Consider the following 14,479-nt stretch of genomic DNA (forward strand, 5'->3'; position numbering starts at 1 on the left):
GCGTTGAACCGGCTTCCTCGGAGCGCCGGTCGTGCACAAGCGATTGAAAGAAAACCCGAACTGGCATGCGCTGCGCGACCGGGCCCTGGTCCCGGCCGGCGCCCGTGCGCGTCAGTGGCGTGACTGGGTGCGCGAGAACGACCCTGTCTACACCAGCTTCCGGCGGCCGGGCCGACCGGAGAAGATCGCCGCTACAGTCACTCTGGCGCTCATTGCAGTCGTGGTCGTCTTCCTGATGCTGTTCGACTGGAACTGGCTGCGGGGGCCGATCGGGCGCTGGGCCTCGGCCAAATACGACCGCCAGATCGAGCTCAACGGGGATCTGGACGTCAACCTGTTCAGCTGGACGCCCTCGGCCCGGGTCCGCGACCTGCGCATCGGCGGCCCGGATTGGGCGCGGCAGCGCGATACGGTCCAGGTCGAGGACCTGCAGCTGGCCGTGCGTCTGCGGGCCCTGATGATGGGCCGGCTTGAGATGCCGAGGGTGGCCATCACCCGGCCGGAGCTGGTGCTGATTTCGACCACGGACGGCCGCAAGAGCTGGGAGCTGGACCCCGACAAGCCGGATGACGGCGAGGGCATGCGTCTGCCGCCGATCAATCGGCTGATCATCACCGAGGGCAAGGTTTCGCTCGACGAGCAGAACCGCAAGATCAAGCTCGAGGCGACGATCACGGCCCGCGAGGGTTCGGACGTCGACGCCGGCTTCCACCTCGACGGCCGCGGCACCATCAACCGGACGCCGTTGACCCTGACCGTGCGCGGCGGGCCTTTCATCAACATCAAGCGGGACCGGCCCTATGAGTTCACCGCCGAGGTGGCCGGCGTCGGCTCGCGCCTGCGCGCCGACGGCAAGATCAATCGGCCCTTTGACCTGCGCCGCTTCGACGCCGACCTCAGCCTGCAGGGGCGCGACCTGGCCGACCTCTATCTGCTGACCGGCATCACCACGCCGAACACGCCGCCCTATCGCCTGCGCGGCAAGCTGACCCGCAACCGGTCTCTGTTCACGCTCAATGATCTCAACGGCCGGGTCGGTTCGTCCGATCTGTCGGGCGACCTGCGTATCAACAAGGTCGACGGCCGACGGCGCGTCGATGGGGAGCTGCGCTCGCGGTTGCTCGACCTGGACGACCTCGCCGCCGTCCTGGGCGGTGCTCCGCGCGTCGCCGGCGGCGACACGGTCCTGACGTCGGGCGCGCCGGGCCGTCTGCTACCGGATGCGCCGCTCGACGTCACCCGACTCCGCGTCATGGACGGGACCATCCGTTACAAGGCTGGGGCGGTGAAGCGGAACGCCCTGGAGGTGCGCCGCGTCGATCTCGGCGCCGACCTCAAGTCCGGCGTCCTCAACCTCGACCCCGTCGCCTTCACCTTCAGCCGTGGCGAGCTGAACGGCACGGCCCGCATCGACGCCCGCAAGGCTGTGCCCTACAGCGCCGTCGACTTCCGGCTCCGCGGCTATCCGCTGGAGTCGATCATCCCGGCTCGCGGCGGCGTCCCGACCGTCACCGGCCGGGCCCTCGGGCGAGCCAAGCTGGAAGGCTCAGGCGCCTCGGTGCGCGATTTCGCGGCCGGGTCGAAGGGGACGATGAGCCTGATCGTGCCGCAGGGTCGGATGCGCTCCGCCTTCGCCGAACTGCTCGGCATCAACGCCACCGCCGGCCTGTTCAAGCTGCTCAACGACGATGACTCCACCGCCGAGATCCGCTGCGCGGTGGCCAATTTCGATGTCCGCGGCGGCACGGCCACGTCCACGACCTTCGTCATCGACACCACCCCGGTCTTCGCCCACGGCTCGGGGACGATCGACCTCGGGGCTGAGACGATGAACCTGCGCATCGACGGCGAACCCAAGGAGGCGCGGCTGGTCAGCCTGTGGTCGCCGATTCTGGTCAGCGGCCCCCTGACCAAGCCGAAGGTCGGCATCGAAGGCGGTCCGGTGGCGGCGCAGGCCGGGCTGGCCGTTGGCCTGGCGGCCCTGGTGCATCCGCTCGCCGCCCTGCTGCCCTTCGTCGACCCCGGCCTGGCCGAGGACGCCAACTGCGGCGCCTTGATCTCGAACACACGGTGATTGAGCGGAGGCCGGCCTTCGTGCCACTCCTGTCGGTCTTGCGTCGGATCAGAGGGGCCATGACCCGCAGAGGACTGTTCGCGCCCGCGCTCGGGGCCCTCGTCGCGGCCTGCACGCCGCTGGGTCTGCTCAATGCCGTGGCCCCGCGCGATGGCGGGGTGCGCCGGGTCGCCGAGGGGCTGGCCTATGGCGACGACCCCCGCCAGCGCTTCGACGTCTGGGCGCCGACGGCGCCCGCGGCCGCGCCCCGGCCCGTGCTGGTCTTCTTCTACGGCGGCGGCTGGGAGTCGGGCGAGCGCGGCCTGTACGGCTGGGCCGCCCAGGCGCTGGCGGCGCGAGGCTTCGTCGTCGCCGTGCCCGACTACCGCCTGGTCCCCGAGGTCCACTTCCCGGCCTTCGTCGAGGACGCCGCCCGCGCGACCGCCAAGGTCGCCGAAGTCGCGGCGGGGTTCGGCGGCGATCCGGCCCGACTCGCCGTCATCGGCCATTCCGCCGGCGCCTATCTGGCCCTGATGATCGCCCTGGATCGTCGCTACATGGCCGCGGCCGGCGCGCCGGACGTCATCAAGGCGGCCGTCGGTCTGTCCGGCGCCTACGACTTCCTGCCCCTTGATGTGCCGGCCTCGAAGAACGCCTTCGGCCGCGCCCCCGACCTGACCCTGACCCAGCCCGTCGCCTTCGTCCGCGCCGACGCCCCGCCGCTCTGGCTCGGTCATGGGACCGCGGATGTCGTCGTCGAGTCGGTCGACACCACCATCCTGTGCGAGCGCCAGCGCGCCGCCGGCGGCCGCTGCGAGGCCAAACTCTATCGCGGCCTCACCCACCCCGACATGCTCGCGGTCTTCTCGCCCCTGTTCCGCAAGAAGGCCCCGGTGCTGGACGACGTCACGGCCTTCCTTCGCCGCGAGCTTGTCTGACACGAACCGTCACGCTGCTTGTCTCGCCAATGTCGTCTTCTTCCGTTATCGGAGGCCATGACAGATACGAAGAATGGCCCGATGACGGCCCCGGCGGCGCTGGACCGCCTTGAAACGCTCTACAATCAATCGGTGGCCAGCCTGCGGAACGCGGTGCGCACCTTCCTCGACACGGGCGAGCGGCCGGACCCCGAGGTTCGGGCCAAGGGCCTGTTCTCCTATCCCGAGTTGCGCGTCAGCTGGTTCGGCGATCGCCCCGCCAACCTTGAGACCCGGGCCTACGCCCGGCTGTCGCGCCCCGGCGTCTATTCGACGACCATCACCCGCCCCGAGCTCTACCGCCCCTACCTGCTTGAGCAGCTCAGCCTGCTGGAGCAGGACTACGGCGCGACCTTCGACGTCAGCCCCTCGGATCAGGAGATCCCCTTCCCCTATGTGATGGACGGCTCGGACGTGGTCCTGGACCGCAGCCAGACGGCGGCCGTCGCGCGCTATTTCCCAACCACGGACCTGGCCCACATCGGCGACGAGATCTCCGACGGTCTGTTTGATCCGGCCGAGGACTTCCCGCTGTCGCAATTCGACGGCCTGCGCACCGACTTCTCCCTCGCCCGCTTGCGCCACTACACGGGCACGCCCGTCGAGGACGTGCAGTCCTATATCTTGTTCACGAACTACAATCGGTACGTCGACGAGTTCGTCCGTTGGGCCTGCGCCCAGCTGGCCGATCCCGCCAGCCCCTACGAGACCCTGTCCTGCGCCGGCGGGGTGGTGATCACCCGCGACACGCCGAACCCGGAACAGGCCATCACCGACGCCGCCTGGAAGAAGCACCAGATGCCGGCCTACCACCTGACCGCGCCGGGCTGGAAAGGCATCACCCTGGTCAACATCGGCGTCGGTCCGTCCAACGCCAAGACCATCTGCGACCACCTGGCGGTGACCCGCCCGCACGTCTGGATGATGATCGGCCACTGCGGCGGCCTGCGCCCGACCCAGACCATCGGCGACTACGTCCTGGCGCACGCCTATCTGCGCGATGACCACGTGCTCGACGCGGTGCTGCCGCCGGACATCCCGATCCCCTCGATCGCCGAGGTCCAACGCGCCCTCTACGACGCGGCCAAGATCGTCTCGGGCGCGCCGGGCGAAGAGGTGAAGCGGCGCCTGCGCACGGGCACGGTGGTCACAACCGACGACCGGAACTGGGAGCTGCGCTACTCCAAATCGGCCCTGCGCTTCAACCAGAGCCGGGCCGTGGCCATCGACATGGAGAGCGCCACCATTGCGGCCCAGGGCTATCGCTTCCGCGTGCCCTACGGGACCCTGCTTTGCGTCTCGGACAAGCCGCTGCACGGCGAGATCAAGCTGCCAGGGCAGGCCAACCGCTTCTATGAAGGCTCGATCTCGGAGCACCTGCAGATCGGCATCCACGCCGTCGACCTGCTGCGCGCCGAGGGCAATCGCCTGCACAGCCGCAAGCTCCGCGCCTTCGACGAGCCGCCGTTCCGGTAGTCGACAAAGCGCTACATTTCGCCGGCTACAAGCGCGACATCGAATTTGCGCTGGCGAAGACGCTTACTTCCTCAGCCGCTTCGCGTTGGCGACGGCGGTCTGGTGGATGGGCCGCAGGGCGTTGGCGTGGCCCTTCAGCAGTTCGGTGTTGAGGGCCAGCATCTGGCCCGCCGCGCGGCCCCACCAGCCGACCGCATAGCTGTACTGCGCCTGCAGGGCCTCGGCCGGGCTGCCGGCCGAGGCCATGGCCGTCGCCGCCTGGGAGGCGAGGCCCGCCTCGGTCATGAGGCTGGCGCCGACGCGGCCGCCGATGTCGCCCAGGCTCCGGGCCATGGCCGAGGCGGAGGCCGAGAGGGCCTCGACCTTTTCGGAGCCCATCAAGGCCATTTCCTTGAGGTCGAGCTTGCGCGGATCGGCCAGGCCTGCGGCCATCATCTCCAGGCGGGCGCTGATCACGTCGCCCGCGGCCTGCAGCGTCTCGCCGCCGGCGACCGCCGTGGCGGCGGCCGAGGAGGCGTTGCGGGTCAGGCGGCGCCCGGTGCGAATAGCCTTGTCGATCGGTGTCATGCCCTAGCCTTGGGCCCCTTTCAGAGGCCCGGCAAGACTTCGTTGGAGAACTCCGCCACGTCGGCGAGCAGGGCGGGGACAGCGGCGTCGATGATCTGCTGACCCTTCTCGGGGGTGGCCAAGGCCGGATCCGAGCCGATGCGGCCGTCCGGGAAGCGGGCGCGGTAGTCCAGGGCGTCGCGGATCGGGCCGAGCGGCGCGATCTGCGGGCTGTAGTCCGCAGTCTTGATGCGGTCCGGATAGGCCGCCTGGGTCACCGCGATCTCGGACGGCGTGGCGTGCATGCCATGGCCCTTCGGGAACATGCGGTTGCACAGGGAGGTGACGCCCGGCAGGTCCCACCAGTTGCGCAGCTTCAGCACGATGCGCGACGGTCGCTTCTGGAACGACGGCGTGGCGTAGATCTCCGAGAAGGTCGCCTCGATGGTGGCGACGTTGCCGCCGTGGCCGTTGAGGAAATAGATCCGCTCGAAGCCGTGCCGGGCCAGCGAATGGGTCCAGTCGGTGATCGCCGCCATGAAGGTCGAGGGGCGCAGGCTGATGGTGCCGGCGAAGGCCAGGTGGTGCTGGGCCATGCCGATATTGAAGGTCGGCGCGACCACCAGGTTCGCGTCCTGCTTCTCGGCGGCGTGGGCGATGATCTCGGGGCACAACCAGTCGGTGCCGAGCAGGCCGGTCGGGCCATGCTGCTCGTTGGAGCCGATCGGCACGATCACCGTCTTGGTGGTCTTGAGAGCCGCGTCGATCTCGGGCCAGGACGACAGGTGGATCAGCATGGACAGGCTCTCAAATTGGGTACTGGGAGCGTCCTAGACGCATCCTTTCGTCCCGTCATCCCGCGAAGGCGCGAAGGAAGCGCCGCGCCGTCTCGCGGGCGCGCGCCTCGGGGTCGAAGCTCGGGTGGGCCACGCCCAGGATGGCGCGCAGATGACCGTGACCCAGCACCATGCCCGCGAACATCTCGGCGGCGGCGGCCGGATCGGGGACGGACAGTCGCCCGTCGCGGTCCTGAACGGCCAGCCAGGCGGCGAGGCGGCGCAGGCTCTCGGCCGGTCCCGCTTCATAGATGGCGGCGGCGACGTCGGGGGCGTGCGGCGACAGCATGGCGACGCCGCGCATCGAACCCTTGCCGTCCTTGCCGATGATCTTGTCGAGCATGCCGAGCGCCAGGGCCGTCAGCACCGCCTCGGGATCGCCGCCGGTGCGCAGCGGCGCGCTGATGGCGTCCGAGCGTCGGGCCGCCAGGGCCCGGCCGATCTCCATCTTGGACGGGAAGCGGTTGTACAGCGTCTGGCGGGACACCCCGGCGCGGCGCGCGATCTCCTCCATCGAGGCGGTCGCGCCCTTCTCGTGGAACAGGGCTGTGGCCGCTTCCAGGATGGCCTCGGTCTTGGTCTCGTCGACCTGTCCGGCGATGCGGGGCATCAGTGCGCCTCCACCGGCGGCGCGCCCGCCGGGGTCTTCACTGGCTTGGCCAGCAGGGTGACGAAGGCCGCGAAGGCGCAGCCCAGGGCCAGCATGGCGAAGGCGTCGCCGAAGGCCAGGGTCGTCGCCTGCTGTTGAAGCATGCCGTACATCGCCTTCATCGCCGCTCCGGCCGGGTCGATCGAGTCGCTGAAGCGCTCCTGCATCCCCGCCATCATCCCCTGCATGGCGATGTTGGTGTTGGGGATGGCCTGGGTCAGGTCGCTCATATGGCGGGCCGTATTGGTGGTCAGCGACGTGTTGAGGATGGCCAGGCCGAAGGCGCCGCCCACGTTGCGAAACAGGTTCACCAGACCGGAGGCGTTCTTGACCATGTGCGGCGGCAGGGTCGACATCGTCACCTGCTGCGAGGCGATCATGGCCAGCATGACGCCGACGCCGCGCAGGGCCTGGACGCCGGCGAACTGCCAGAAGCCCCATTCGCTGGTGATGGCGTGGGCGTCCCACATGCCCCAGGCGCACATCATGAAGCCGGTGAACATCAGGATGCGCGGATCAAGCGCGCGCACCAGCCGCCCGGCGAACGGGCCGGTGGCGAACATGGCCAGGCCGGAGACGACCATGGTGGTGCCCACCTCGGCGGCGGAATAGCCGCGCACCCGGCCGAGGAAGAGCGGCATCAGGAAGGTGCCGCCGAACAGGGCCGCGCCGACGGTGAACGTCATCACCACCCCGACCATGAAGTTGCGGTTCTTGAAGGCCCGCAGTTCGACGATCGGATTGTAGTAGGTCAGCGTCCGCCAGATGAAGGCCGGGCCGGTGACGGCCGCCACGACAGCCAGCAGCAGGATTTGGTCGTCGGCGAACCAATCGTTCTTGGAGCCCTCCTCGAGCACGAACTGCAGGCTCATCAGGAAGCTGGCCATCAAGGCCAGGCCCCACCAGTCGAAACCCTTGGCCAGGCTCGGATCGCCCTTATCGAAATTGGCGTAGCGGCCGACCAGGAACAGCACCAGCATCCCGGGCGGGACGTTGATGAAGAACAGCCAGCGCCAGCTCAGTTGTTCGGTCAGGTGGCCGCCGAGGGTCGGTCCCACGGTCGGGGCCAGGGTCACGATCAGCCCCATGATGACGCTGGCGGTGATGCGCTGCTTGGGCGGGAAGGCGGTGAAGGCGACGGCGAAAACGGTCGGGATCATGGCCCCGCCGACGAAGCCCTGCAGCGCCCGGAAGAAGATCATCGCCTCGATCGAGGACGACATGCCGGTGGCCACGCTCATCAGCATGAAGCCGGCGCAGGAGATCAGGAAGACCTTCTGGGTCCCCCACAGCCGGGACAGATACCCCGATAGGGGTATCATCACGACCTCGGGGATCAGATAGGCGGTCTGGATCCAGCTGATCTCGTCGGCCGAGGCGCCCACGCCCGCCTGGATCTGGGGCAGGGACGAGGCGACGATCTGGATGTCCAGGATGGCCATGAACTGGCCGATCACCATGCCGGCGAAGCCGAGCAGCAGAATGGTCCAGTTGACCTTGGGCTCGGCGGCGGGCGGGGCCGCCGGCGCGGTGTCGAGGGTGGTGGCGGTCATCGGTCTGACCCTGTGAGCCCTACTGGCCCAGCGAGGCGGTCTGCACCGGCGCCGTGGCGGCCTCGGCGAAGCTGGCGCCGCCGGCGCTCTTCAGGTCGACCTTGACCTCGACCGACAGGCCGGGGCGCAGGGCGGCGGCGCCGTCGCGACGGTCCACGCGGATGCGCACGGGCACGCGCTGGGTGATCTTGGTGAAGTTGCCGGTGGCGTTCTCGATCGGGATCAGGGCGAATTCCGAGCCGGTGGCCGGGGCGAAGCTGTCGATATGGCCGGTCAGGGGCTGGCCCTTGAAGGCGTCGGCCTTGATTTCGACCTCCTGGCCGATGCGCAGGCGACCCAGCTGGGTCTCCTTGAAGTTGGCGACCACATAGGTGTCGCCCAGGGGCACGATGGACAGGATGGTCCCGCCCGGGCGGACGTACTGGCCGACGCGGACGCCGCGGGCGCCGACGACGCCGGACACGGGCGCGCGGATGACGGTGCGGTCGAGCGCGATGCGGGCCTTGTCGACGGCGGCGCGAGCCTGGTCGACCGAGGCCACCGACTGGTCGCGGGTCGACCCCAGCACGCCGGCGGCGCGCTGTTCGGCGACCAGGGCCGCCTGGGCCTCGGCGACGCTGGCCTGGGCGGTGCGCACGCCGGCGCGTTCGGTTTCGATGCGCTGTTGGGAGACCCACCCCTTCTCGGCCAGCTGGCCGTAGCGGGCGACCTGCTGGCGGGCCAGGTCGGCCTGGGCCTGCGCCTGGCTCACGGCGGCGGCGCGGCTGGCGATCATCGCCTGCTCCTGTTCGGCGCGAGCATCGACGTTCTGAACCCCGGCCTGCAGGGCGGCCAGATTGGCTTCGGCCTGGGCCAGATTGGCCTTGGCGTCGGCGTCGTCGAGACGGATCAGCACCTGGCCGGCCTCGACGCGCTGGTTGTCGGCCACCAGCACCTCGACGACATAGCCGTCGATCTGGGGGCTGACCTCGGTGGTGTCCGCGGCGACGAAGGCGTTCTCGGTCGCCTCCCAGCGTTGCTTGCCCTGCCACCAGATCACCCCGCCCACGACGAGGGCGAGGCCCACGACGGCGGCGACGAGCAGGGGCAGGCGCTTCTTCTGAACCGGGGAGAGGGTCATGCGGCGAACTCGGGGGAGGCGATCGGAGGGAGGTGGCGCATAAATGGACAGCACTGTCCAAAAATCAACCCGACTTGTTTCGGCGCCGCAACACGTCATGTTTCGGGCCGTTAAGCCTGATGATGCCCACAGACCTTCCCGCTGCATTCGACATCGCCGTCATCGGCGCCGGGGCCGCCGGCCTGGCGGCCACGCGCCGCCTGTCCGGCCGTCCGCTGAGCCTCGCCGTCTTCGAGGCCCGCGACCGGATCGGCGGCCGGGCCTGGACGCTCGCCGCCGAAGGCTTCGGTCTCGACATGGGTTGCGGCTGGCTGCACTCGGCCGACGAGAACCCGCTCGCCGCCCGCGTTGAAGCGCTCGGTCTGACGCTGAACAAGACCCCGCCGCCCTGGGAGCGCCAGGCCTTCGACCATGAGATGTCCAAGGCCGAACAGGCCGAGTTCCGCGCCGCCTTCGCCGCCTTCGAGGACCGCGTCGCCGACGCCGCCGCTCGCGGCGAGGAGGGTCCGGCCTCGATCCTCTTCGAGCCCGGCGACCGCTGGAACCCGCGCATGGACGCCATCTCCGGCGCGCTCAACGGGGCCCGCTTCGCCGAGGTCTCGATCCGCGACTACGACGCCTACCGCGACACCGGGGTGAACTGGCGGGTGGCGGAGGGCTATGGCCGCCTGGTCGAGCGGCTGGGCGCGAACCTTCCCGTGGTGCTCGACTGCCCGGTGACCCGGATCGACCGCACCGGGCCGACGCTCAAACTCCATACCGCCAAGGGGGTGGTCGAGGCGCGGGCGGTCATCGTCACCCTGCCCACCGACCTGCTGGCGGCGGAGGTCCTGCGCTTCGATCCGCCCCTGCCCGACCTGGCCGAGGCCGCCGCCGACCTGCCGCTGGGACTGGCGTCCAAACTGCACCTGTCCGTCGCCGGCGCCGACGACTTCCCGCCCGACAGCCAGCTGTGGGGCCGCACCGACACCGCGGACACCGCAGGCTATCACCTGCGCCCGTTCGGCCGGCCGATGATCGAGGCCTGGTTCGGCGGCGACATCGCCCGCCAGCTCGAGGCCGAGGGCGAAGCCGCCTTTCTCGCCTTCGCGACGGACGAACTGGTCCACCTGCTCGGCTCGAACATGCGTCGGCGCCTTGAGCCTGTCGCCACGACGATGTGGGGCGCCGACCCCTGGTCCCGCGGGGCCTATTCCCACGCCCGCCCCGGCCGCGCCGACGCCCGCCGCCGCCTCAAGGGCTCGGTCGAGAACCGTATCTTCCTGGCGGGGGAAGCGACCGCCGAAGCCTTTTACGGCACGGCGCACGGCGCGTGGATGGAGGGCGAGCGGGCGGCCGACGAGGCGCTGGCCGCGCTGGGGCTGGGCGAGGCGTCCTGAGCCAGTCGTTGAGCACCTCGCGCCCGGCCGTTTGTCGTTGTGAATGGGACGCTTGGCGCCGCCGCGAAACGCGGTATCGGTCGGGCATGGCCAAGCCCGTCACCGCCAAGCCGAAGATCAAGCCGTTGTCTCGCGTCCCGGGGCCGGGGCCCAAACGCCCCGCGGTGATGACCGGCGCCTCGGTGCCCGTGCTGCGCTGGCCGCCGGACGAGGACCGGGTCGAGACCATCTTCGAGCGGCTGTCGGCGATCATGCCCGACCCCAAGACCGAGCTGAACTGGTCCAGTCCCTACACCCTGGTCGTCGCCGTCGCCCTCTCGGCCCAGGCCACCGACGTCGGGGTCAACAAGGCCACCGACAAGCTGTTCAAGGTCGCCGACACGCCGGCCAGGATGCTGGCGCTCGGCGAGGAAGGGTTGATTGGATACATCAGCTCGATCGGCCTCTATCGCGGCAAGGCGCGTAACGTGATTGCGCTCAGCCGGATCGTCCTGGAGCAGCATGGCGGCGAAATCCCGCTCGAACGCAACGCCCTGCAGGCCCTGCCCGGCGTCGGCCGCAAGACCGCCAGCGTGGTGCTGAATGAGCTAGGGATCGAACCGGCCATCGCCGTCGACACCCACGTCTTCCGCGTCTCCCACCGCCTCGGCCTCGCCAACGCCGGCACGCCCGACAAGGTCGAGGCTCAGCTGCACAAGGTCGTCCCCGAGGAGTGGCTCCCCAAGGCCCACCACTGGCTGATCCTGCACGGCCGCTACACCTGCACGGCGCGCAGGCCGAAGTGCAGCGCCTGCGTGATCAGCGACCTATGCCCGAGCCGCGCGGGGCTTCAGGCGCTGGGGGAGGCGGGCTGAGGTGGCGGGGCGCACCGATCTTCGCAGTGTTGTTTTCGGCGTTGCGGTCAGTGTCGTAGCGGCGACCATGGTCGGAGTGGCGGTCGCCGCCGGGCTCTGGTCTCCTCAGCTCGAAGTTCTGGAGGTCGCTCGCTACGCAATCGGCCAGTCGATCCCCGCCTGGATAGCCTTGGCGCTCGCAGGGTCAGGCACGTTGGCGGCCGCATTATCTCGGCGCGAGGATGCCGCCGGATACTACCTCGCGATCGCTTTGGCGATTTCTTGCGCCGTCGTTGGCCTAGCGTCCGCGTCCTTTGTCTGGATCGAGGCAGAGGTTTCGCTGCCGGGACTGACGCGCGAAATGGCGTCGGCCTATTCGGCTCGCGAGACCCGAATTCTTTTCGCGGCGCCTGCCTACGTCGCCGCGGCGCTTCATCTTGCGATTGGGGCCGCCGGAACGGCCGCCATTGTCGGCGTGCTTCTGCTAAGGCGTCGAGCCTGAGAAGCGGGGTGGATATCTCACCGTGCATCCCGGCGAATGCCGGGATCCAGATGCGATGGCTCAAAGTGGGCTCCATGAGCGTCGCTCGTGATGCCGACCGCCTGCGCCATAGGATCTGGGCCCCGGCATTCGCCGGGGTGAGCGGTGGTCGAGTTACAGCCTCGCCTTCACCGCTTCCGCGAACCGCTTGCCGCCCTCCGGCGCGGAGCCGAGGTAGAAGTCCGGCTCGATCAGTTCGGCCTCCATCAGCCGCCAGCCGCCGTTCGGGGCGGGGGCCATGTCGATGCGGGCGTAGAGCAGGTCCTCGTCGATGGCGGCCAGAGTCTGCTGGGCCAGGGCCAGCGCCTCGGCGGGCGGTTCGGGCAGGGCGACGTACTGGCCGCCGAACTGGACCTGGATGCGGAACTCGCCCGAGACCGGCCGCTTGTTGACCACGTGGCTGAGCTTTCCGCCGAAGAACAGCAGGCTGGTCTCGCCCTCGGTCTCGATGGTCGGCAGGTAGGGCTGGATCATCGCCGGGCCCTGCGGCGGGTCCACCATCGCCTCGCCCCGTGAAAGTCGCAGGGTCTTCCAGGCCCCGCCCGACACCCGCGGCTTGACCACCACCGTGTCGGTTCCGAAGCGGTCGAAGGCGGCGTCGACGTCGGCCTGGGTCACGCCCTCGACCCAGACGGTGTCCGGGATGGCGACGCCCTTCTCCGCCAGGCGGCCGAGGTAGCTCTTGTCCGAGTTCCAGCCGATCACCTCGGCCGGGTTCAGCATCCGCACCCCCGCCTTCGTCCAGGTCTCGCAGGCCTGCATCCAGCGGCCGTGGTCGCGGTGGTAGCCCCAGACGATCACCGGCAAAACCAGCGGGTAGTCGAGCAGGCGCGAGGCGTCGGCGATGTGGTCGGTCCACGGCGTCGGCTCGACCGTGATCCCCGCCTCGGCCAGGGCGCCCGCCAGCCGCTCCAGCACCTGCGGCCACTGGCCGGCGTAGGAGGAATCGGCGGGGTCGGGGGTCAGGACGGCGATACGGGTCATGCGCCGGGTGTAACCTCGACAGTGGCGAGTGACGAGTGGCGAGGTTCACCCCGACGACGAGAATCGCAGCGGTATCGAGATCCAGTCGCTCGTCACTCGTCACTCGCCACTCGCCACGCCTCACGCCGCTGGCCATTCCGCGTCCCGCCCGCTATGGCGCGCCCATGACCCAGCTCCCCACCTATGACGTCTGCGCCGTCGGCAACGCCATCGTCGACGTCCTCGCTCCCTGTGAGCCCGCCTTCCTGGAGGCCCAGGGCCTCGTCGCCGGCTCGATGCAGCTGGTCGACGCCCAGCAGAGCGCCGCCCTCTACGCCGCCATGCAGGCGGGGGTCGAAGCCTCGGGCGGCTCGGCGGGCAACACCGTCGCCGGGGTCGGCTCGCTGGGCGGCCGCGCCGCCTATATCGGCAAGGTCGCCGATGACCAGCTGGGCGGGGTCTTCACCCACGACATCACCGCCGCCGGGGTCCATTTCGCCACCCCGCCGCTCAAGGACGGCGCGTCGACCGGCCACGCCACCGGCGTGTGCATGATCAACGTCACCCCCGACGCCCAGCGCACCATGTGCACCTTCCTCGGCGCCGCCAACCAGCTGACCACGGCCGACATAGACCCGGCCGTCGTCGGCGCCTCGGCCATCGTCTATCTCGAGGGCTATCTGTTCGACCCGGCCCCGGCGCGCGCCGCCTTCGAGGCCGCCGCCGCCGCGGCCCACGCGGCCGGCCGCAAGGTCGCCATCACCCTCTCGGACACCTTCGTGGTCGCCCGCTGGCGCGCCGAGCTGCTGGCCTTCATCGAGGCCTCGGCCGACATCGTCCTGGCCAATGAGGCCGAGCTGGCCGCCCTGTTCGAGACCGAAGACTTCGACGCCGCCGCCGCCCGCCTGGCCTCCATGGTCGACGTCGCAGCCGTCACCCGCGGCGCCGAGGGTTCGGTGGTCATTTCGGGCGACCAGCGCGTCGCCGTCCCGGCCGCACCCGTAGACAAGGTCATCGACACCACCGGGGCCGGGGACCAGTACGCCGCCGGCCTGCTGCTCGGCCTGGCCCGGGGCCTGTCGCTGGAAGATTCCGCCAAGCTCGGCTCCCTGGCCGCCTCGGAAGTCATCGCCCACTGGGGCCCCCGCCCGATGACGTCGCTGGAAACGCTGGCGAAGGACGCGGGGCTGGTTCTGGGGTGAAGGCTCCAGTTTACGCCTTGACCGCATGCTGCGCGACTGTCCGCCGGGGGGCGGGCGATTGAAGCGATTCAGAAAGCGGTATCTCGTGCTGGCGGCGGTGATTGGGCTCTACGGCGCCCTCGTCTTATCCAGCCATGGCGTGCTGTTCTGGTTGACGGACACATCACGCCCGCCGCTGCCCAAAACCTCTGAAGAAAGCCACGGCGTCATTCCCACTTTCCGGTGCCACTACTTCACCGGGACGGGAACGTTCAGCGTCGAAACCTCGATGGGGTTCGGCGCCGAGGTCTGTTCCGTGCTCAAGCACAAGTCGAGAGCGGGCTGAACTTCTAGGGGCATGCCTCCCGAACC

At 69.7% G+C, this 14,479-nt stretch carries 14 protein-coding genes; 8 read left to right on the top strand and 6 right to left on the bottom strand.

Features of this window, described 5'->3' with window-relative positions:
• Nucleotides 1–31: 31 nt before the first annotated feature.
• From ASC65_RS00940 to ASC65_RS00950, 3 genes are read left to right on the top strand one after another with little or no spacing between them, the layout of a single operon-like run.
• Complete coding sequence (locus ASC65_RS00940; RefSeq protein ID WP_082525811.1) at nucleotides 32–2,074, top strand: AsmA family protein; 2,043 nt, start codon at nucleotides 32–34, stop codon at nucleotides 2,072–2,074.
• 59 nt (nucleotides 2,075–2,133) lie between these two features.
• A complete protein-coding gene (locus ASC65_RS00945) occupies nucleotides 2,134–2,991 on the top strand; it encodes an alpha/beta hydrolase (RefSeq protein ID WP_056448232.1) in 858 nt (285 codons plus the stop codon).
• A gap of 57 nt (nucleotides 2,992–3,048) precedes the next feature.
• Nucleotides 3,049–4,506 carry an AMP nucleosidase gene (locus ASC65_RS00950; RefSeq protein ID WP_056448235.1) on the top strand — a complete coding sequence of 486 codons (1,458 nt, stop codon included), beginning with the start codon at nucleotides 3,049–3,051 and terminating at the stop codon, nucleotides 4,504–4,506.
• A 63-nt stretch (nucleotides 4,507–4,569) separates the two neighbouring features.
• Here the strand turns inward: ASC65_RS00950 and ASC65_RS00955 are convergent, their stop codons facing one another.
• The 5 genes from ASC65_RS00955 to ASC65_RS00975 are packed head-to-tail and all read right to left on the bottom strand — an operon-like array spanning nucleotide 4,570 to nucleotide 9,210.
• Entirely contained in the window at nucleotides 4,570–5,073 is a 504-nt protein-coding gene (locus tag ASC65_RS00955) for a hypothetical protein (RefSeq protein ID WP_056448238.1), read from the bottom strand.
• Between the two features lie 20 nt (nucleotides 5,074–5,093).
• A complete protein-coding gene (locus ASC65_RS00960; protein WP_056448241.1) occupies nucleotides 5,094–5,849 on the bottom strand; it encodes a creatininase family protein in 756 nt (251 codons plus the stop codon).
• A 55-nt stretch (nucleotides 5,850–5,904) separates the two neighbouring features.
• On the bottom strand, nucleotides 5,905–6,498 hold the full coding sequence (locus ASC65_RS00965; protein WP_056448244.1) for a TetR/AcrR family transcriptional regulator: 594 nt from the start codon (nucleotides 6,496–6,498) through the stop codon (nucleotides 5,905–5,907).
• On the bottom strand, nucleotides 6,498–8,090 hold the full coding sequence (locus tag ASC65_RS00970) for a DHA2 family efflux MFS transporter permease subunit (protein ID WP_056448246.1): 1,593 nt from the start codon (nucleotides 8,088–8,090) through the stop codon (nucleotides 6,498–6,500). Before ASC65_RS00970 ends, ASC65_RS00965 begins: the two co-directional genes overlap by 1 nt.
• Nucleotides 8,091–8,109: 19 nt before the next feature.
• Nucleotides 8,110–9,210: an HlyD family secretion protein gene (locus ASC65_RS00975; protein ID WP_056448249.1), complete on the bottom strand. Its 1,101-nt coding sequence runs from the start codon at nucleotides 9,208–9,210 to the stop codon at nucleotides 8,110–8,112.
• 122 nt (nucleotides 9,211–9,332) lie between these two features.
• On the opposite strand from ASC65_RS00975, the gene ASC65_RS00980 reads away from it, so the two are divergent.
• The 3 genes from ASC65_RS00980 to ASC65_RS00990 all read left to right on the top strand — a co-directional run bounded on the left by ASC65_RS00980 (nucleotide 9,333) and on the right by ASC65_RS00990 (nucleotide 11,924).
• A complete protein-coding gene (locus ASC65_RS00980; protein WP_056449141.1) occupies nucleotides 9,333–10,589 on the top strand; it encodes a flavin monoamine oxidase family protein in 1,257 nt (418 codons plus the stop codon).
• An 86-nt stretch (nucleotides 10,590–10,675) separates the two neighbouring features.
• Entirely contained in the window at nucleotides 10,676–11,443 is a 768-nt protein-coding gene (gene nth / locus ASC65_RS00985; protein ID WP_056448252.1) for an endonuclease III, read from the top strand.
• A 1-nt stretch (nucleotide 11,444) separates the two neighbouring features.
• Nucleotides 11,445–11,924, top strand: coding sequence for a hypothetical protein (locus tag ASC65_RS00990; RefSeq protein ID WP_056448255.1), 480 nt, complete (start codon nucleotides 11,445–11,447; stop codon nucleotides 11,922–11,924).
• 153 nt (nucleotides 11,925–12,077) lie between these two features.
• On the opposite strand, the gene ASC65_RS00995 is transcribed toward ASC65_RS00990, so the two are convergent.
• Complete coding sequence (locus ASC65_RS00995; protein WP_056448257.1) at nucleotides 12,078–12,947, bottom strand: ATP-grasp domain-containing protein; 870 nt, start codon at nucleotides 12,945–12,947, stop codon at nucleotides 12,078–12,080.
• Between the two features lie 164 nt (nucleotides 12,948–13,111).
• Between ASC65_RS00995 and ASC65_RS01000 the strand changes: the two genes are divergently transcribed.
• Nucleotides 13,112–14,128 (top strand): adenosine kinase, encoded by a 1,017-nt coding sequence (locus ASC65_RS01000; protein WP_056448260.1) that lies wholly within the window; start codon nucleotides 13,112–13,114, stop codon nucleotides 14,126–14,128.
• Nucleotides 14,129–14,153: 25 nt separating this feature from the next.
• Complete coding sequence (locus tag ASC65_RS01005) at nucleotides 14,154–14,453, top strand: hypothetical protein (RefSeq protein WP_156459505.1); 300 nt, start codon at nucleotides 14,154–14,156, stop codon at nucleotides 14,451–14,453.
• The last annotated feature ends 26 nt before the right edge of the window (nucleotides 14,454–14,479 follow it).

Origin of the sequence: Brevundimonas sp. Root1279 (assembly GCF_001425945.1) — a bacterium.
Lineage (GTDB): Bacteria > Pseudomonadota > Alphaproteobacteria > Caulobacterales > Caulobacteraceae > Brevundimonas.

Bases quoted from the DNA above. Each gene is read 5' to 3' on its own strand.
- ASC65_RS00950 (WP_056448235.1), top strand. From the start codon at position 3,049: ATGACAGATACGAAGAATGGCCCGATGACGGCCCCGGCGGCGCTGGAC.
- ASC65_RS00995 (WP_056448257.1), bottom strand. From the start codon at position 12,947: ATGACCCGTATCGCCGTCCTGACCCCCGACCCCGCCGATTCCTCCTAC.
- ASC65_RS00945 (WP_056448232.1), top strand. From the start codon at position 2,134: ATGACCCGCAGAGGACTGTTCGCGCCCGCGCTCGGGGCCCTCGTCGCG.
- ASC65_RS00980 (WP_056449141.1), top strand. From the start codon at position 9,333: ATGCCCACAGACCTTCCCGCTGCATTCGACATCGCCGTCATCGGCGCC.
- ASC65_RS00975 (WP_056448249.1), bottom strand. From the start codon at position 9,210: ATGACCCTCTCCCCGGTTCAGAAGAAGCGCCTGCCCCTGCTCGTCGCC.
- ASC65_RS00955 (WP_056448238.1), bottom strand. From the start codon at position 5,073: ATGACACCGATCGACAAGGCTATTCGCACCGGGCGCCGCCTGACCCGC.
- ASC65_RS00970 (WP_056448246.1), bottom strand. From the start codon at position 8,090: ATGACCGCCACCACCCTCGACACCGCGCCGGCGGCCCCGCCCGCCGCC.
- ASC65_RS00960 (WP_056448241.1), bottom strand. From the start codon at position 5,849: ATGCTGATCCACCTGTCGTCCTGGCCCGAGATCGACGCGGCTCTCAAG.
- ASC65_RS00965 (WP_056448244.1), bottom strand. From the start codon at position 6,498: ATGCCCCGCATCGCCGGACAGGTCGACGAGACCAAGACCGAGGCCATC.
- nth (WP_056448252.1), top strand. From the start codon at position 10,676: ATGGCCAAGCCCGTCACCGCCAAGCCGAAGATCAAGCCGTTGTCTCGC.
- ASC65_RS01000 (WP_056448260.1), top strand. From the start codon at position 13,112: ATGACCCAGCTCCCCACCTATGACGTCTGCGCCGTCGGCAACGCCATC.
- ASC65_RS01005 (WP_156459505.1), top strand. From the start codon at position 14,154: ATGCTGCGCGACTGTCCGCCGGGGGGCGGGCGATTGAAGCGATTCAGA.